Source organism: Thermogemmatispora sp., from assembly GCF_019683755.1.
GTDB lineage: Bacteria > Chloroflexota > Ktedonobacteria > Ktedonobacterales > Ktedonobacteraceae > Thermogemmatispora.
This window is the reverse complement of record NZ_JADGHT010000057.1, coordinates 1-17,852: the sequence shown is the minus strand read 5'-3', so window position 1 is coordinate 17,852 and position 17,852 is coordinate 1. Positions and strand designations below refer to the sequence as shown.

The window sequence follows — 17,852 nt, the reverse complement described above, 5'->3', positions numbered from 1 at the left end:
CCCACTGCGCTCCCCCTCTCACCACCCCCTCAGCTTCCCTCACCGCCTGCAGGCAGTTCAGGGCTGCGCCCGCCGCTGAGAGAGTTGCCTGGCTTGAGCTGACGGAGCTCCGGCCAGGAGCGCCTGGCCCCCGGATGCTGGCGCCGCGACTGCGGAAGCGGGACGGGCCGGGAGCAGGCGGAGCTCGTGTAGCACCCAAAGAAAAGGATCGAGACAACGCCAGGGATTGATCGCCGGAATGCCCCCCTGCTCGTCTGGGGTATAGCCAATAGCTGAGACCGCCATGTAGCACACAGGGTCAAAGAGCTGCCCCTGATAAAACTCGACGGCCTCCAGGAAGCGCTCAAGGTCATATTCATAGAGCAGTTGCCGCACTTCCTGATCAACGCTGGTCAGATCGGTCAGGTCGAGGCCGCCGCGGTAATCCGGCTGACGCCTGAGAAAGCTAAATTGCTGGCCGAGAGGCCGCAGCTTTTTGAGCAGGTCCGCTTTAGAAAGCGCGATCGCCAGGGGCCGCGGACGCCGCACGCCGGACTGAGCCAGCGGCAGAACTATTTTGCTGAAACTATCGAGCGGATGTCCCAGGGCCAGACTATGGCCATAGCGAAAATGGGGATCGCTCGGGAGGCTGGCGCGCATCGCGGGAACGGCTACCGGATCAAGCATGAAGATCAAAGCGTCCGCATTGAGCACATAGGGAGCATAGCGGACCTGCCTGGCCTGGATGACATAATCTTCTCCAGAGGTATCATAGATGACAAGATTAAAGCGCACCGGGGGCAGGTCCGGCTCCAGACGAATGGCAATCTCGTAAATGATCGGCTGATGAGTCGTCTCAATTGCGCGCGGCGTCCCCCGCGGCACCACCTTATCAACAAAGAGCGGCTTCCCGTAGTCGCGCTCGTAGCGCTCGCGAGCCTCGGGCGTCAGGCAATGGCAGCGGAATCGCAGATGACTGGGAATAAAGGCCGCCTCCTCCAGGAGGTGCAGGAGCACGGCAATGTAGACGCTCTTGCCGGAGCTGACATCACCAATGATGGCGATCGTTACCTGGCGCGTGCGCTCAATATTGTACGGCAAGGGATATTGACAGTGCGAGCAGATGCGCACCGCCTGCCGCCTGACAAACCATTCACTCTGCAGCGACGTGGGGAAGAGAATAGAGAAGACGCGCCGGAGGCCAGACGGCTCCTGCTGCAGCGGGACGAGCGTAGCGAGTGCCTGCAGATCAGGAAGGCTGACGATGGCGCAGGCTCCAGGATAGATGCGCTCGCAGCACGAGGGACAGATGGCGACACGTCCGCGATAGAGCAGGGAGGTCAGTTTCTCCCAGAGAAAGCTGATTGCAGCGATCAGAATCTGCCTCAAGCTCATATGATGGGTGCTCCCTCGCATAGAATGGGCTGGCTCCAGCCAGGCCAGGTCAGGCCCGCCCAGGCGTAGCCGGGACGGAGGGCCTGCACTCCGCCCCGTTATCAGGTGAGGATCACCTCTGTCTCAGGCAGCAGGACGGCGCTCAGAGTACGCCCTGGCCACCAGAGCGCGTCTGGCGCCTGCTCCTCTGTCCGAGATCCATCGCGCTGCGCCCACCGGCCTTCTACCTGGCCATACCAGTCCTCGGGCAGCAGGGCACAGAGCAGCACATGGAGGCGCGAGCAGGAGCCTACCGCCAGGTCCAGCGAGGCCGGGACCTGGCCAAGCGCCTCGGGCTGGCTCACCAGGCGGTAGTGAGCCAGCCGCTCCAGTTGCCCCCAGCGAAGCGGCTGCGGCAGGGGCGGCAGCTCCTGCACACTCCAGCAGATCAGGAGATAGCGTAGCAAGGGATCGGCAGGCCAGCGCCAGGCGACGATCAGGCGCTGGCCTGCGCCGGCTGAGCGCAGGCTCACGCGCACGTCCGCCGGCTGGAGCTGCTCCGCCAGACGCCGGCTGGCGACCCGCAGTTGCAGCGCATAGCGCGCCAGGGACTGCGGCTGCGGGATGCTTCTGGCAATCAGCAGCATGCGTCGGTAATCGCAGGCACGCCAGGCCTCCTCTAGTTCCTTGACGCACCGGATCACTTCCAGGCGCTGGCACTGGGCCGCGGTCAGCAGCAAAGGAAAGACCTCCAGCAGCTCCGGCTTGTAGGCCGAGGCTAGCTGCTCATCCGCATGCTCCTGCTTCAGCAGGTGGAGCAGCTCCAGGGCCTGGCGCGCCTCGGCGAGAGCGCGCCTGTGGTCAGCCGTGAGGCGCCCAAGCAGAGCCTCCGGCAGACCGTTATAGGCCGCCAGTATGCGGCGCGGTCCCGCTTCGCCAGCCTCGTGCGAGGCCGTCATGAGTGCCTGCTCAAAGGCCCGCCACTGTTGCTCTTGCTTCCAGAGGAAATGCAGACGCTCTTGCTCCTCCGGCGAAAACAGGAAAAAGGCGCTGTGTGGGCTGGAGAGCAAGCGCTCATAGAAGGCGAGCAGGCGCTGATCATCCTCATAAGCTGCGACGAACTCCTGAGCCAGCTCCAGCAGCTCGCGCTCATCCTGGCTGAGGCGGACCTCTTGCAAGAGGGGATCAGCCGCGGCGGCGATCAGACGCGGCTGGCGCGAGTGCAGGGTGCTCAGGAAACGGCTATAGCAGCGCTGGCGCTGACGGGCCCGCGTCAGGAGCGCGCGCTCTTCGCTGGTCAGGAGCAGGCCATCCTCCGCTGTGGCCTCCTGGTCCAGTTGCTCGCTCAGCATGACGAGAGTGGCATCATCGCCCGCTGCGAGGGCCGTGTAGAAGCGGCGCGCCAGGCTCAGCCGCTCGCGCTCCTCGGGCGTCAGGACCGTGCCCTCCTCTAGCAGCGGGTCATCAGCCTCGGCCACGGCTCGCAGACGGCGACTGCGCAGGGCCATACGCAGACGCGCCAGGGCCGCCAGACGGCGCTCGGCCAGTTCAGCCCGCGTGCGCTGCTCGGCGCTAAAGGAGAGCTGGGCCCCCACCGGACCAAGGGCCAGGGCCTCATAGGCCGCAAGCAGGGCCTCGTCGTCGGCCTCAGGGTCGGCCAGCAGGGCACAGAAGCGGGCCGCCTGGCACCCGATCATCTCCTCCTCCGGCGGCAGGGAGAGGTCACAACGCTGCAACCGCTCGTAGACCGCTGCCAGAGCACTCACCTCACCGCTCCGGCGCGCCTCAGCCCAGGCCCTGGCTGCCTCGTAGCGCTCGCGGGCGGCCCGTACCTGAGCCTGTTCCTGCGCGTTGAGAATCGTGGAGCCATAGAGCGAGATCAAATTTGCCGCCGCGGCGAGCAGCTCCTTTTCATGGCGCTCCTGCAGCGCCTGACGGAAGCGCCGCCCCTCAGTGATCAGGAGCCGCTCGCGCTCGGTCAGGGCACTGCAGCCATCGAGCACAGCTTCGTAGCTGGCCAGAATCTCCCCCAGCGAGGAGCGCTGAGCAATGGCCTGGCGCAGACGGGCCAGCGCCTCCAGACGCCGACGCGCCAGCTCCACGCGCTCTCGATAGGACTGGGCCGGCCTATACTGCTCCAGCAGCGGCAGCCAGGCGCGGACAATGGCCTCATCATCACCGCAAGCAATGGCCTCCCTCAGTTCGCTCAGGGCCTGCCGCTTTTCGTGCTCGGGATCGAGCAGGCCGAACGGAAAGCGTACGTCCTGGATAGGCTGGAGACAGGCCGCTTGCAGCTCCCGCGCCAGTTGGCGAACCACCGGATCATGGCAGCTCACCAGCTCCTGGAAGAGGCGCGAGCGTGAGGGGTCGGCAAAGTCCTCAACGGTAAAGAGCAGCGACTCGGGCGGCCTGCCGCGCTCATCGATGCGGGCGTAGCGTCGCCAGAGCGAGGGATCACCGGCCAGAGCGGAGAGAGCGGTTGTGATCACGAGGGCCGAGAAGGCGTCGGTCTCCTCGCTAAACGGGCGCTGATGCATCTGCGGATGCTGGTAGTCCTGCTGGCCAGCCAGCACCGGTCGATAGCCGGCCAGAGGCGGAATATAAACGCCGTCATAGTCGACCAGCACCAGCCGCCCATCCTCGCGGACCAGCACATTGCTGCCAGCCAGGTCACCGTGTGCCATGTGTGCTCTGCGCATGGCCAAGACGATCTCCTGCCAGCGCTGGCTGAGCAGGCTGAGGGCCACCTGATCGCCTTGGAGAGCATAGGCATGGACCGCTTCGCAGAGCGTGCGCCCCTCGACCCACTCCATCGCGATCAGAGGGCAGACTTCGCTGCGGCCCTGCTCCTTCACCAGGATGCCCTCACGATGATAGGTGAAAGAGACCGTAATGGCCCTCAGCGCCGGCTGCGACGCGAAGTAGTCGGCGATCAGGCGATAGCGTTCCTCGGTATCGGGCTTCATGTCTACATGAAAACAGCGCAGCGCGCGCACCTCTCCGCTGCGCGTGCGGAACTTGTAGACAACGGCAAAGCCGCCCTCCACTCCCCAGGGGCGCCTGATGGGACCCCGGCGCGTAGCAATCTCGACCAGCTCGACCTGGCCTTCGCGCAGCTCAGGATCAGGCACCAGGAGACGGCTGCGCGCAAACTGCATGGCCTCATCGAAAGCCAGACGCCCGGGCATAGAGGCTACTCCGTCCTTTCTCCCTGGATCGGCAGTGCTTGCCCCGGCTCATCTCCAGCTTCGACCCCCCGCACGCCCAAGGCGCTCAGCGTCCGGCGCAACGAGGCGGCACATGGCTCGGCAGCCAGCAGCGGCGCATAGCTCTCCCAGAGGCGAGCCGCTTGCCAGGCAGCATCGGCGCGATTCAGAAGCGGGCGGAGCTGCCAGAGCAGCTCATCGAGGGCCTCGGCCACGCGCCGCGCCTGGGCGATCTCCTCATCCGTAGTCAGGCCCAGCGGCTGCTGAAAAGCGCCTCCATCGCCGTAGAGCACGGCCATCCGTCGACGGTCGCCAGTGCGGCGGGCCTCCGCGAACTTGCGCTGGCGTTGCTGCACAAGGTCGCCCTGATAGGATTGCGTTGCGCCCAGCAGGCAGGCCCGCGCGCTCGCCGCTCGGCGACAGGTCAGAACCAGCGCAGTGCAGTCGTCATCGGCCAGCCCCTGATCGGCCCGGCAGTCCGCGACAAAGGACTCCCAGGAAGCTGGCGTTTGCCGGGCCACCAGGCTAAAGCACTGGCCTGGAGTCAGGCTCCCATCGCCGCCGGCCAACACCCAGCGCGCCAGCGCATCGGTCGCCAGCATCAGGCAGTCGTCCGCTCCAAGCGTCAGCTCTTGCTCCTGGAGGCGGTGAAAGGAGCGGCGGAAGAGGGCCGCCCGCGAAGGCAGACAGAGCGGCGGCTTTGCGAACTCGGCGGGCGAGCGCAGAGGGAAGGACTCGACCAGCTCGCTGCCCGCCCGGCGCCAGAGCAAACAGCTATCGCCGATGGCGAGCGCCTTGGCCACTACACGCTCTGGCCCCGACTCGACCACGCGCAGCGTCGCCAGCGTCGCCTGACTGCCTTCACGCAGCCACTTGTAGCGCAGCGCTGGCGGCAGTTGCTCTGCTGGCAAGAGATAGCGGGCGTAGCGGGTCCACGCCAGGTCTAGCCACCACTCCACCTCGAAGGGGTGAGCACTCAAGAGCGGATAGGTCACGAACAGTTCCGCCAGCGTCAGGGCCCACTCACGGGCGAACAAGGTCGTGCCGGCCCCATCGGCCACGGCAAACAGCCCACGCCCGGCATCCAGCGCGCAGGCATCCTCGTTGGTCTCGCGCTCATGCTCCGATTTCCAGTACTCCAGAATGCTGATCTCGGCAAACATCGGCAGGTCTCTCCCCTGTCTTCAGCTCACAGCTACCAACAAGGACCTCACAGCGGAGGGTCGCTGGCAGCCGGCCAGACAGGCAGCCAATTGACTCTCCCGCTGGCGTTCCGCGTCACCTCTCAGCGATTCGGGTCCAGAAGCTGAGTGGCTGGCAGGCTGGCGAAGTTAAACATCAGGCGCAGGGAAACAGCGTCACCGTTAAAGATCAGGCCGCGGGCCTGCGGGCTAATGTCGCGCTGCAGCATGGCCACTAGCTGCGCCCGACTGGTCTCGGGGACAAGGCTGCTGATGCGAAACAGGAGCTGGGCGTAGGGATCGTTGGGCAGCTCGCTCTCCGTTGCTGGGTACTCCACCGGAGTGTAATTGAGGCTGGTGATGTGGACGGAGAACAGGAGGGCATTGCCATCGGCGGTGGCCACCCGGCAGAGGTCCTGCGCGATCGGCGTCGGATCGCCATCGGTGGCCATCCCGTCGGTCACATTGATGACAACCGGCGGGTAGCTGTTGGGATGGGCCGCAGCCCAGCGCTGGGCCAGCTCGGCAGCATAGCGCAATGCGGCACACATCGGCGTCCCTTCTCTGGAGACCGGCTTGACCCAGATCGGAAAAGAGACCTCTAGCTCATAGACCGCGCCTGTCTCGTCAAGCTCGCGCTTCTTGCGCCGCTCCACAGCCAGGGGCTGATCTTGCAGCTCCCCCAGAGTCACAAACTCTTTGCGCCCAAGCCCCCCCTTGAGAGCCGACGTCACTGTCGTGCCACTGTATCCCAGAATGGCAATCTCCGCCCTCGGGCGTACTTCAGGGATGCCTTCCTTGTCGATGACCGTGTTGGCCGTGATAAGCTCGTTCAGGAAGCCATTGACTACTGTCGCTACCATCTCACATTTGCGCCGCCCACCCCCAGCCTGCTGTAACCCGAATGGCTCATCCATCGATCCCGATTGATCAAGCAGCAGAATAAGGCAGCCAGGCTGACGGCTGCTCCAGGGCTGCAGATATGGCATGACAATCCTGCTCCTCTCTCACCGCTTGCTGTTACGCTGGAGCCACTCTACTGGGAGAACGCCAGTTACTCGACGATTTTGCCTATCTTTCATGAGCGAGCCGGCAGCCGCCCTTACCTCATCTCGCTCCTCAGTCACCAGCGGAGGCGCTGCTTGACATAGCGATAGTTGGCATACAGACAGGCAGCGCAGGCAGCCAGAGCCAGCAGACTAGAAATCACCTCTCCAAGGAGGTGCTCGCCCCCAACGTGGGCGATGAATTTGTAAGCCCACACCCAACCGCTCAGCCCGTAATAGCAAGCCACCAGCAGGCCCAAGGCCTGGGCGACGAGTGGATGCCGACGGCTGATGGCCAGTAGGAAGAGGGCTATCATCAGAGGGATGGAGAGCAAGACCAGCCACCACAGCCCAGGAAGAGCAGTCAGTAAGAGAATCCCGGCCAGAATAATTAGCACGGAATGTGTAAAGCGGAATAGACGAAATTCAGGTAGATAGAGAAAGGAGCGGTGACCGCTGAAGAGATGCGGCGGTTTTACTGGCGGCGACTTGAGCGAGAAGGCAGGACCCAGGAGAACGTCCGGGGAGTGCGTGGGAAGATTGGGAAGCGTGGTTGAGGCCAGGCTCCCGCCAGGGGAGAACGATCGCCCCCCCAGGAAGAGCCTCGCTGGCACCGGGTCGGGGGTCAAAGCCGGCGTGAAGCCCGGCGCGGACCTTGACGCGGCTGCTGGCTCGTGACCCGGCCCCGGCTGAGGCAGACGGCGCTGCTCGGTGACCGCCTGCTCAAGCGCTTCGGCAAAGGCCTTGACCGTCGGATAGCGCTGATCGGGATCTTTCGCCAGCGCTTTGAAAATGACTCGCTCCACCGCTGGGGGAATATCACCAAAGCGCGCCGTCAGCGGAGGCGGCGGCTGGGTCTGATGGAGCCGCCTCAGCTCCTGCAGGCGCACCTGCGAGTCTGGGGCGGCACTGCTGAACGGCGGAGCGCCGGCCAGCCACTCGTAGCAGGTCACGGCGAGCGCATACTGATCGCTGGCGCGGCGACGCAGACCCTCAAAACGCTCGGGCGCCATGTACTCGGGCGAGCCCCAGACCGCAGTGTCCCCCACCGACTGCGCCGCAGCCAGCGGATCACTGACCCGGAGCGTCTTGTGACCGATAATAGCAATGCCGAAGTCGCTGAGCCAGATCTGCCCCCGCTCGCCAATGAGCATGTTGGCCGGCTTGACATCGAGATGCAGAATAGCATTCTCGCGCCCGTCAGGCTCGCGGAAGTCGTGGGCATACTCTAGCGCCGCTGCCACCTGCTGTACATAGCGTACGACCTCCTCGAGCGGCAGGCGCCGGCCCCGGGGTACAAGCTGACGCAGGCTCCCCCCAGGAGCCAGGGGCATGACCAGATAGGGCAACGCGAGCCACTGCCCGTGCAGCTCCACCTCATAGATGCCATAGTCAAGGAGACGGATAATGTTGGGATGGCTGAGGCGCGAGATAATTCGCGCCTCGCGCTCAAAGTCCTCGCGGCTCTCCAGCGAATCCAGCGAGCGTCGACTGATTTTGATCGCTACCTCTTGACCCGCCCCCCATCGGCCACGATAGACGCAGGCAAAGCCGCCGCTGCCCAGGACCTCGACCAGTCGATACGGACCTAACTGCTGGCCAAGTAGCACCTCGCCCTCGATTTCCATGACGGGACCTCTCTCGACTTCAGAGCAGAGCACTCACGAGGACGCACCGCCGGCTAGCCACACCTCCCACGGATAGGGTCGGGAGATGAGACTGCACAACGGAAGCCAGCCCATGAGAGTGACCCTGCATGCTCATCTATCGTGCAAGGCAGCCACGCCTCTATTGTACTACCGGCAGCTTACTTTAGTAGCATAGCATAGCAGTGCTGGCTCTTCAAGCGCACGCTTATTCTTAGAGCGAAGCCAGCACAGCTCACACCAGATGATTTTTACTAAAAAACGCTAGAGTGAGGAAAGGCCCAAAGAGAGGAGAGGCAGCTCCAGGGAGCGCGCTACCTCTCCTCTCTTTGGGCCGGTGCGCGGCGGTGCGGCCAGCCGAGGCCTCAGCCGACGCAGGTGAAATGGAGTGTGCGGCGGCGCGGCCCGTCCAGCTCGACCAGAACGACGCGCTGCCAGGTACCCAGCAACAGGCGCCGGTGCGCGTAGGGCACCACCAGCGACGGCCCGATCAGCGTCGCCAGAATATGATCGGGCGTATGGGACGGATCATGCGGATGGCGGTAGCGCATCGGCGGCAAGAGCCGGCGCAGGGCCTCGAGAAAATCCAGATCGGTGCCCGGATCGAGATCCATCGCCGCCACGGCGCAGGTCGTATGCGGCACAAAGATCGTACACAGGCCGCTCTCCTGCTGCACATCATGCAAATACTGCTCAACCGTATCGGTGATATCGATGACCTGATCCTTACTACGGGTTTCAATAGCCAGAGCCTTCATTTCAGCCATAGCGAAACCTCCCATGCCTGTGCCTGCCACCCTCCTGCCTCGCATCGCCCTACTGGCCACGCTGACAGTCACAGCTCACAGCGGGCTGGCCAGCCTGGCGCCCGTTGGGTTTGCAGCCACAGACAGTCAGAGCATAACAGAGGCCGACATGCTCCTCACTCAGCATCTCTATCAACATGCGTTCATAGAGGGCATCAAACTCGGCCTCGCTCAGCGAAGCAAAGCGCAACAAAAACGGTTTCGTCAGCGCCAGAGCCACCTCAGCATCTTTGACGCTGATCGCATACATCTCGGTGCCATAGGAGCCATCGATCACATATGGGATCTTGCGGATGGAGACAAAACCGGCGTCCTGCAGCAGCTTGCCGAGCAGAGAAGGCACGCCACAGCTACGGCCATCGACCGAAAAAGTCCGTTTCAGGCGCGCCAGGGCTGCATAGAAATGGCCCATCAGCGTCTGAAAAGCGGGGCTATTGGTGACCGTGATTTCTGGCTCCGAGAGGCGCAGCAGCCCGCCGGGAGGCAAGAGGCGCCAGCACTCGGCGATCAGCGAGCGCCAGCTTTCCTGATCCATAAAAGCGAAGATCCAGCGTGCATTGATCAAATCGAAGGAGGCGTCCTGAAAGGCCAGGGGCTGCCGGGCATCCATCACCATGAAAGAGACATTGGTCAGGCCATGCACGCGAGCCTGAGCGGTGGCGTAGCGGATCATCGTCTCGCTGATATCGAAGCCGACAACCTCCATCGAAGGATAGGCAGCGGCCAGCGCCAGCGCCCAGCCACCGGGACCACAACCGATATCAAGCACGCGGCGCACGCTCCTGACCTCCTCTGCTGTCAGCTCAGCCAGCAGGCCTCCCATCGCCTGCGTCAGCAACTGGTCCTGCACAATGAGGCGTGAGGTCTCGGCGGCACTTTCGGCATCGATCGTATACAGGCTCGGCGCTGAGGGCCTGGAGGAGGAGACAGCAGCATCAGAGGCAGCCATTCTGTTTCCGTTCCGTCCTTTCTCTAGAACTCCAGTGCAGTGCAGTGAACGGTGAGATCGGGCGCAGCGCCTGGGGAGCAGGCCAGCAGGCCAGCGAGGAATGATCCGGCGCCGTCTGCGAGCGCGCTTCTCACGCCAGCGGTTCGGGCCGGCGTAGCTGGCAAAGCGGCCCAAGAGCCAGAGAGCCATGACGACCTGCCTGTCCGCCAGGCCGGAGAGAGACGCAGCGCCTCAGGTGGCTCAAGCAGCCCAACATCCAATTCAACCCGCTGGAACAGGTTTCAGGATAGACCATCAGGCAGAGCAAGTCAAGTCGACCGAGACGAGGCACTAGCCAGGCTTACCGCGCCTAGTTGAGCGTGGTCCAGGGGTGCCAGCTTCCGTCAAACCAGAGGTGCTGCAGCGCATTTGTATCGCTGCGAGCAAATACATCGATATAGGCAGGGCCCCAGGAGAGGGCAGTGGGAGACGACGCCAGGCGCCCGCCGAAGGATTCCCAGGCGTGCCAGTGGCCATCGTAAGCCAGGTGCAAAAGCGAGCCGGCGGGGGAGCAAGCAAAGACATCGAGACGCTGACTGCCCCAGGAGGCGGCGGTCGGATCGTAGATAAAGCTGCCGCCGAGGGACTCCCACGGCCCCCAGCGAGCTTCAAAGGCGCGATGCCAGAGGGCGTTATCGCTGCCGCGGGCGAAGACGTCCAGACGGCCTGGTCCCCAGGAGACAGCAGCCGGAGCGGAGGTAATCACGCCGCCGAGTGATTCCCAGTCATGCCAGAGGCCATCGTACCACTTATGCCAGAGAGCGTTATCGCTGCCGCGGGCAAAAACATCCAGGCGACCGGCGCCCCAGGAAGCCACAGCGGGATTGGAGGTCAGGGAGCCGCCGAGGTTTTCCCAATCGTGCCAGGAGCCATCAAACCAGCAATGCAGCAAACTATTATCGACGCCGCGCACAAAGAGATCGAAGCGCTCGGGGCCCCAGGCCACGGCCACGGGATCGAAGGCCAGCGAGCCGATGAGCCGTTCCCAGGCATGCCAATGGCCATCGAAATGGCGATGCCAGAGTGTATTATCCACAGCCCGAATGAAGAGGTCAAGCTGACGCACGCCCCAAGAGGCCAGAGCTGGTCGGCTATTAATGCCCATAATGAGAGCCTGGGCAGTGGCCTGGGCCTCTGGCGTTGGGCTGGCAGCCTGCTTTGTTGGTGAGGGTGACGGCCTGGCCTGCCTTGTAGCCGTAGGGTGCGGATGGGGCGTCGGTCTAGGCTGTGGGCCCAGGTTGCGGCCCAGGTTGCGCAGCGCGGCAACCTGTTCGGTCAACGAAGTTACAACGAGATCGCAGCTTGCAGCGCTGAGCAGGGCCAAAGCGCCAAGTCTGAGCAGGGCCTGCCGGCGCGAGAGCGGCTGACCTGGTGGCAGCGGCTGACCGAGGGGGAACGCCTCCAGGGTCGCCTGCAACCAGCGAGGCATCGCTGGCAGAGCCGACGAGACAGGAGCGGGCGTCACGGGAGCTGCGGCAAACAGCGCTGGGCCTGGTTGACTGGCATCGGTCCCATTGTTGGCCACCACCCCGCCCTCGGCGCTGGCCGCAGTCGGCGAGGCAGACAGAGGTGAAGCTGCGGGCGCATCTGCGGCTGGCTCCGTTCCCGCTGGAAGCTCGCTGCCCTCGGACTCCGGCTCTGCTGGGCGTTCCGCGTATTCCAGGCGTTCTGGCTGCTCGGCGCCTTCTAGCAGTGCCGAGGACTGAGCAGGCTGACGTCCGCTATCACTGGCCACGCTCAGGCGGGCAGGCAAGAGTAGGGGCCGGCCTGGGCGCCAGGCTTCCCCCTCGGGCGCCGCGCCGGGCGAGCTGGCAGCCGGGGCAGCGGCGGAGACGGAGAGGCGGGCGGCTGGGACCTCTACCGTCGGTTCGTCGGCGGCCTGAGCCACGGCAGCCTCCAGAGCGCGGGCAAAGTCGGCAACGCTGGCGAAGCGCTCACGTGGGTTCTTGGCCAGGGCCTTGAGAACCACCGCTTCAATGGCTGGCGAGAGAGCGGGCTGTTTCTCACGCAGTGGAGGAGGCGGCGACTGCAGATGTTGCAGGGCGACCAGCATCTCCCCACCGACAAAGGGGGGACTACCGCAGAGCCACTCATAGACCACCACCCCCAGGGCATACTGATCGCTGGCCGGCGTTGGAGCACCGTCGATCTGCTCCGGCGCCATATAGGTTGTCGTGCCGGCGGCATTCGGTGGCGCATAGGGTGTCCGCGTCACCCCTGCCCCTGGTGCGCGCATCGCGATGCCAAAGTCGCTTAGCAGGAGCACAAAGTTATCGCCGAGCAGCATATTCTCCGGCTTGACATCGCGGTGGATGATCTGGCGCTCGTGGGCATACTGCAGCGCCGCCGCTATCTGGCGTACATAGGAGAGCACACGCCCCGGCGACAGCACGCTGCCGGTTGGGTGGCGCTGGCGCAGTGAACCGTAGGGGGCATAGTTCATAACAAGATAGGGAGTGTCGTCCTGAATGCCGAATTCCAGCACGCGGATAATGTTCGGATGCGAGAGACGTGCGATGGTGCGCGCTTCGGCCAGGAAATGGTTAAGAGCGTCCTGTGTCAGGCGCGTCTGCAGTACTTTAATGGCGGCAGGAGTCTTCAGATAGATGTGCTCGCCCAGGTAGACACGGGCAAAGCCGCCGCTACCGAGTACTTTGAGCAGACGGTAGTTACCGAGTCGTTGCCCTGCATAGTCTATCATCGGCCCGTCTCGAACCCTATCCTATGGTTGCATTGCCTGCTTTCTTTCTCTGCTTCGCGTTGTCTCGCCGTGCTGCGCTTCGCCAGCGCAGCCGCCTCCCCACCCTTCTCGGGCTTATTATAGCGTACGCTCCCTTTTTTTCGGGACAAAAGTCCCATTGAACGGGAGAAAATAGTACTTATAGCACTGCTTGGTTGCTCGTTGGGCTGACCGCTTGAGAAAAGGAGATCGGTTGTCGGGGCCAGTCCTTACCCGGTATACTGAAGCAGGCCGGTCGGCGGGGTTGAGCTTGGGGTCGAAGGCGAGTCGGGCGACTGGCGTCAGTCAGCTAATCGGTTAGCTTGCAAGGGAAGAAGGAGCGACAGGCAGAGCTGTATGTTGAACGATCCGGTTTTGCTCAACGATTGGCATGTGGTGGCCTATGCGCCCGCCTTACCTGAGCGTCAGCCGGTAGCGGCGCGCTTGCTTGATGAGGATCTCGTCCTCTGGAAGGTTGATGGTCGTGTGCATGTCTGGCGTGATCTCTGTGTGCATCGTGGCGCGCGTCTCTCCTTGGGGCGTGTTGAGGGAGCATGCTTGATTTGTCCGTATCATGGCTGGACCTATGATGAGGAGGGGCATTGTGTGCGTTTCCCGGCCCATCCTGAGCAGAAGCCACCGGCCACGGCCCACGCGCGCGTCTATCGGAGCTGCATCCGTTACGATTGGGTCTGGGTCACGTTGGGTGAGCCTCAGCATGATGTGCCGCTTTTCCCCGAGTGGGATGATGCCAGTTTCCGCAAGGTGCATACTGGCCCGTACTCTATTGAGACCAGTGGGCCGCGCGCCATTGAGAATTTCCTTGATGTGGCGCATTTCCCTTATGTGCATGCGGGCCTCTTGGGCGACCCGGGCCATGCGGCGATCAATGATTATACGGTCGAGATGGGCGAGGATGGCATCACAGCGCGTGATATCACGGTCTGGCAGCCGAACCCTGATGGCAGCGGTCAGGGCGCTGAGGTAACCTATACCTACCGCGTGCTGCGTCCGTTGACGGCCTATTTTGTGAAGACGTCGCAAGGGCCGCGGTTCGCCATGTTCTTTACGGTGACGCCGGTGAGCGAGCGCCGTTGCATCGCCTGGCAGTATGTGGCTTTGAACTATGGAGAGCAGAGCGAGGAGGAGATCCGGCGCTTCGAGGATATGGTGATGCAGCAGGATATCCGTGTGATTGAGTCACAGCGTCCTGAGCTGCTGCCGCTGGATCTGCAGGCAGAGCTCCATCTGCGCTCGGATCGCACAGCTATTGCTTATCGCCGCTGGCTGCGCCGTCTGGGGGTGACCTTCGGTACGGCTTAAACTCAGTTTCTTTGCTCATGCGCTTGCCTGATTTCTGCCTCTGATCTTGCTTATCATTTTTTTGCTTGTGTAACAGAAAGAATACGATAGAGGCTGTTACTGTCAGCCCTGTTATTCGTCCTTCACCATAGAAGAAGGCGCACAAAGAGGGGCAACCAATGAGCGCGACCTCTCACCCGCCCGAGGTGACGCGGCTGGCTTCGTACCAGCGCTGCGTAGAGCGCATCCGCCGCGCCTGGCCGGCTTTTCTGGAGCGCCGGCGCCAGCGTCTGGCTGAGCAGGAACGCTACGGCAAGGCGTCGGAGAAGGTGGCCGAGAACATTTTAGAGGATCTCTTTACACTGGTGCTCGATTGGGAGCTGACCGACCTGAACCATCAGGTACAGTATGCGGATCTGGTGCTGACGCACCAGGGCATTAAGTACCTGCTGGTGGAGGTGAAGCGCCCGGGAGCGCTGGCCTGGAACCGCCATGCGGTGGAGCGGGCGCTGGAGCAGGCGCGGCGCTATGCCGAGGAGCAGCGGGTGAAATGCATCGCGATCAGCGATGGGGTGATGCTGTATGCAGCCCATCCGCGCCACGGTGGGTTAGAAGATCGGCTGTTTGTGTCGCTGACGGCTGTGGAGCCGCCGCTTGACCTGTGGTGGTTAAGTGTGCATGGGATCTATCGCCCGCGTCCGGCGTTGCTTGCGTCCGCAGGAACGGTGGAGCCGTTGCGGCTGTTGCCGGAGGCGGCGCCGGCGTTGACGCTGGAGGCCGAGGCGGAGCTGCTGCATCCAAAGTATCGGTTACCTGCTGCTTGCTTCGCCTATGTGGGCAGCCCGAGCCGTCCGGAGACCTGGAAGCTGCCATACCGGCTGGCAGATGGCACGGTCGATGAGCGCCGCTTGCCGAAGGCAATTCAGGCGATCTTGAGCAATTACCGTGGGACAAAGGTCAGCGGCATTCCAGAGGCTGATATTCCGGCGGTGTTGTTGCGTCTGGCGGAGGCGGCCACCAGTCTGGGGCGTATGCCCCATCAGCGCGGCGATGCAGCGGAGATCTACCGTCAGTTGGCCGATGCGTTGGAGCAGTTGGGCTATGCTCCGGGCGAGCAGGGGCAGGAGCAGGGGCAGGGATCATATGCGGCAGACCAGCGGGCATCGGCTCCGTCGGCTCGCCCGTCCCGGCAGGAGCGTCGCGCGGGTGGTCGCCATGCCATGAGAGAAGAGCCGAGTTCTTCCTGAATGAGAGCCTTTGATTGCGGCCTCAGTCTCCTCAGCTAGCGTATACTCGCAGCTCGTCCCTTTTCTATGCGAGGGGAGGCGGCCAGAGCGGTGTTGTAGGCGGCGTTAGAGCCGGCGGCACCTGCTCTGGTCGCCTTTTTTGTTGCAGTCAGACCCTCGACCGCGCTTTTGGTCTGCCGTATCCGGGCCAACTGGGGAAGAGCAGACAGGCGTGGGCGAGCGCTTCAGCGCTCCGGTCCAGCAGCTACCTACGGCGCCAGGAGGCTTGTGAGGAGGCTTCGGCACAGGTATAATAGAGACTTGCTCAACTCGATTCCGCTGCGGAAGGAGGTCCCTTGTGCCACGCAAGAAGAACGGGAAGTCGGGGAACAAGGGTAATGGCTATCAGGTTGATCCCCAGATGGCGCAGAATCCGGTCTTGCCACTGGCGCTGCGCTCCGATGAGCATTTGACGATCGCTGAGCTGGAGCAATGGCTCTGGGATGCCGCTTGTGCGATCCGTGGGGCGACCGATGCGCCGAAGTTCAAGGATTTTATTCTGCCGCTGGTGTTCTATAAGCGGCTCTCGGATGTCTTTGACGATGAGTGCGCAGACTGGAGCAGGCACTTCGGCGATGAGGCGGTGGCGCAGCAGTTTATTGAGGAGGATCACCGTCAGGCGCTGCTGGAGGGACGCAGGCCGATGGTGCGCTTTCTGATTCCGGCGGCCTATCGCTGGGAGCAGTTGCGCAATCATGGTCTGGCCGGGTTGGGTGAGTTTGTTTCGGAGGCGATGCAGCAGGTGGCGAAGCTGAATCCGGCGCTCGATGGGGTGCTCAATATCCGCGATTATAATGAGCGCCAGGGCGGTCAGCGGACGCTGGACGATGAGCGGCTGGCGGCTTTGATCGAGGTGATCAGTCGCCATCGCCTGGGTTTGCGCAATGCGGAGCCGGATGTGTTGGGCCGCGCCTATGAGTATCTGCTGCGCAAGTTTGCTGAGGGCCAGGGGCAGAGCGCGGGCGAGTTCTATACGCCGAAAGAGGTGGGCTGGCTGATTGCGTCGCTGCTCGATCCGCGCCCGCGCAGTACGATCTATGATCCGGCCTGCGGCTCGGGCGGGCTGTTGATTAAGGCGCGCCTCTATTTCGAGGAGCACCATCCCGAGGAGCGTAGTAAGGCGCCGCGCCTCTTTGGGCAGGAGCTGAATCCGGTGACGTTGGCGATTGCCAAGATGAATATGTTCTTGCACGATTATACGGATGCGCTCTTGCTGCCGGGCGATACGCTGCGCCGGCCCGGTTTTGTGGCCGAGGGGGCTGGCCTGCGTCGCTTCGATTATGCGGTGGCCAATCCGATGTGGAACCAGGATGGCTACGATGATGAGTTTTACGAGCATGATCCGTATGGGCGCTGTCAGGGTTTTGGGAAGCCGCCGGCCAATTCGGCAGATTGGGGCTGGATTGAGCACATCTATGCCTCGCTGAATGAGCAGGGGCAGGCGGCGGTGGTGCTGGATACGGGGGCGGTCTCGCGCGGCTCGGGGAGTAAGAATAGTAACCGCGAGCGCGAGATTCGGGCGCGCTTTGTGGAGCGGGATCTGATCGAGGCGGTGATTCTGCTGCCCGATAATCTGTTCTACAATACGTCGGCGCCGGGCATTGTGCTGTTGCTGCGTCGTCAGAAGCCGGAGGAGCGACGCGGTCAATTGTTGCTGGTGAATGCTTCGCAGCTCTTCGTGAAGGAGAAGCCGAAGAATGTCTTGAGCGAGGAGGGGATCGCTTCGATTGTAGAGGTCTACCGGGCCTGGGAGTCGCGCCCGCGCTTGAGCCGGGTGATTACGCTGGAGGAGGCGCGCGCGACGGATTATAATTTGAGTCCGTCGCAGTTTGTTGATACGACCCCGGCGGCGAGCTATCGCCCTCTGCCGGAGATCCTGGCCGATCTGGCCCGCGTCCGTGCTCAACGCGAGGAGGCCGAGCGGGAACTGGAGGCCATTCTCTCAAAACTCAATGTCAGCTATAGGGATCTAGCATGATTGATAGCTGGAAGCGAGTTCCTCTTGCTGAAATTGCCGAATTTACAAGCAAGCCCCGGGAATTGCGGCTTACAGACTATAAAGCTATTCCTTTTGTACCTATGGAATTGATTCCCTCAGACAAGATAGCTATTGACGGCTTCTTAATAAAAGACCCATCAGCAATATCAAGTGGTACTTTCTTTAGACGGGGAGATATCCTTTTACCCAAAATTACGCCCTCTTTCGAGAATGGCAAGCAAGCGATCGCTGAAGATGTTCCTCTACCATTTGGCCTAGCAACTACTGAAGTGATACCATTAAGGGAAAAAGCTAATATCAGTGATAAACTCTTTTTATTC

The 17,852-nt window shown here is 62.7% G+C and carries 11 protein-coding genes and 1 pseudogene; 4 read left to right on the top strand and 8 right to left on the bottom strand.

The features are described 5' to 3' along the window. Positions 1 to 57 precede the first annotated feature (57 nt). The 8 genes from IRZ24_RS06230 to IRZ24_RS06195 all read right to left on the bottom strand — a co-directional run bounded on the left by IRZ24_RS06230 (position 58) and on the right by IRZ24_RS06195 (position 12,927). A complete protein-coding gene (locus tag IRZ24_RS06230; protein WP_297161258.1) occupies positions 58 to 1,374 on the bottom strand; it encodes a hypothetical protein in 1,317 nt (438 codons plus the stop codon). A 101-nt stretch (positions 1,375 to 1,475) separates the two neighbouring features. Further along, a complete protein-coding gene (locus tag IRZ24_RS06225) occupies positions 1,476 to 4,541 on the bottom strand; it encodes a hypothetical protein (protein WP_297161256.1) in 3,066 nt (1,021 codons plus the stop codon). A 5-nt stretch (positions 4,542 to 4,546) separates the two neighbouring features. Then, positions 4,547 to 5,722 (bottom strand): protein phosphatase 2C domain-containing protein, encoded by a 1,176-nt coding sequence (locus IRZ24_RS06220; RefSeq protein WP_297161254.1) that lies wholly within the window; start codon positions 5,720 to 5,722, stop codon positions 4,547 to 4,549. 122 nt (positions 5,723 to 5,844) lie between these two features. Further along, on the bottom strand, positions 5,845 to 6,729 hold the full coding sequence (locus tag IRZ24_RS06215) for a vWA domain-containing protein (protein WP_297161252.1): 885 nt from the start codon (positions 6,727 to 6,729) through the stop codon (positions 5,845 to 5,847). A gap of 134 nt (positions 6,730 to 6,863) precedes the next feature. Continuing rightward, positions 6,864 to 8,414 (bottom strand): serine/threonine-protein kinase, encoded by a 1,551-nt coding sequence (locus IRZ24_RS06210; RefSeq protein ID WP_297161251.1) that lies wholly within the window; start codon positions 8,412 to 8,414, stop codon positions 6,864 to 6,866. A 383-nt stretch (positions 8,415 to 8,797) separates the two neighbouring features. Beyond that, positions 8,798 to 9,199, bottom strand: a complete 402-nt coding sequence (locus IRZ24_RS06205; RefSeq protein WP_297161248.1) for a secondary thiamine-phosphate synthase enzyme YjbQ — start codon at positions 9,197 to 9,199, stop codon at positions 8,798 to 8,800. A gap of 49 nt (positions 9,200 to 9,248) precedes the next feature. Then, a complete protein-coding gene (locus tag IRZ24_RS06200) occupies positions 9,249 to 10,187 on the bottom strand; it encodes a class I SAM-dependent methyltransferase (protein ID WP_297161246.1) in 939 nt (312 codons plus the stop codon). A gap of 349 nt (positions 10,188 to 10,536) precedes the next feature. After that, positions 10,537 to 12,927: a protein kinase gene (locus IRZ24_RS06195; RefSeq protein ID WP_297161244.1), complete on the bottom strand. Its 2,391-nt coding sequence runs from the start codon at positions 12,925 to 12,927 to the stop codon at positions 10,537 to 10,539. Between the two features lie 375 nt (positions 12,928 to 13,302). Between IRZ24_RS06195 and IRZ24_RS06190 the strand changes: the two genes are divergently transcribed. The 4 genes and pseudogenes from IRZ24_RS06190 to IRZ24_RS06175 all read left to right on the top strand — a co-directional run. Further along, positions 13,303 to 14,268: an aromatic ring-hydroxylating dioxygenase subunit alpha gene (locus IRZ24_RS06190; protein WP_297161242.1), complete on the top strand. Its 966-nt coding sequence runs from the start codon at positions 13,303 to 13,305 to the stop codon at positions 14,266 to 14,268. A gap of 158 nt (positions 14,269 to 14,426) precedes the next feature. Continuing rightward, positions 14,427 to 15,494, top strand: a complete 1,068-nt coding sequence (locus IRZ24_RS06185; protein ID WP_297161240.1) for a hypothetical protein — start codon at positions 14,427 to 14,429, stop codon at positions 15,492 to 15,494. Between the two features lie 337 nt (positions 15,495 to 15,831). Beyond that, positions 15,832 to 17,511: a class I SAM-dependent DNA methyltransferase gene (locus IRZ24_RS06180; RefSeq protein ID WP_297161238.1), complete on the top strand. Its 1,680-nt coding sequence runs from the start codon at positions 15,832 to 15,834 to the stop codon at positions 17,509 to 17,511. Continuing rightward, positions 17,508 to 17,852: pseudogene (locus IRZ24_RS06175) on the top strand (hypothetical protein); the annotation flags it as partial. The gene IRZ24_RS06180 and the pseudogene IRZ24_RS06175, both read left to right, overlap by 4 nt.

What these genes read in the sequence shown, in the direction of transcription:
- IRZ24_RS06220 (WP_297161254.1), bottom strand. Translation starts at nt 5,722, where the DNA reads ATGTTTGCCGAGATCAGCATTCTGGAGTACTGGAAATCGGAGCATGAG.
- IRZ24_RS06190 (WP_297161242.1), top strand. Translation starts at nt 13,303, where the DNA reads ATGTTGAACGATCCGGTTTTGCTCAACGATTGGCATGTGGTGGCCTAT.
- IRZ24_RS06215 (WP_297161252.1), bottom strand. Translation starts at nt 6,729, where the DNA reads ATGCCATATCTGCAGCCCTGGAGCAGCCGTCAGCCTGGCTGCCTTATT.
- IRZ24_RS06200 (WP_297161246.1), bottom strand. Translation starts at nt 10,187, where the DNA reads ATGGCTGCCTCTGATGCTGCTGTCTCCTCCTCCAGGCCCTCAGCGCCG.
- IRZ24_RS06225 (WP_297161256.1), bottom strand. Translation starts at nt 4,541, where the DNA reads ATGCCCGGGCGTCTGGCTTTCGATGAGGCCATGCAGTTTGCGCGCAGC.
- IRZ24_RS06210 (WP_297161251.1), bottom strand. Translation starts at nt 8,414, where the DNA reads ATGGAAATCGAGGGCGAGGTGCTACTTGGCCAGCAGTTAGGTCCGTAT.
- IRZ24_RS06195 (WP_297161244.1), bottom strand. Translation starts at nt 12,927, where the DNA reads ATGATAGACTATGCAGGGCAACGACTCGGTAACTACCGTCTGCTCAAA.
- IRZ24_RS06205 (WP_297161248.1), bottom strand. Translation starts at nt 9,199, where the DNA reads ATGGCTGAAATGAAGGCTCTGGCTATTGAAACCCGTAGTAAGGATCAG.
- IRZ24_RS06185 (WP_297161240.1), top strand. Translation starts at nt 14,427, where the DNA reads ATGAGCGCGACCTCTCACCCGCCCGAGGTGACGCGGCTGGCTTCGTAC.
- IRZ24_RS06230 (WP_297161258.1), bottom strand. Translation starts at nt 1,374, where the DNA reads ATGAGCTTGAGGCAGATTCTGATCGCTGCAATCAGCTTTCTCTGGGAG.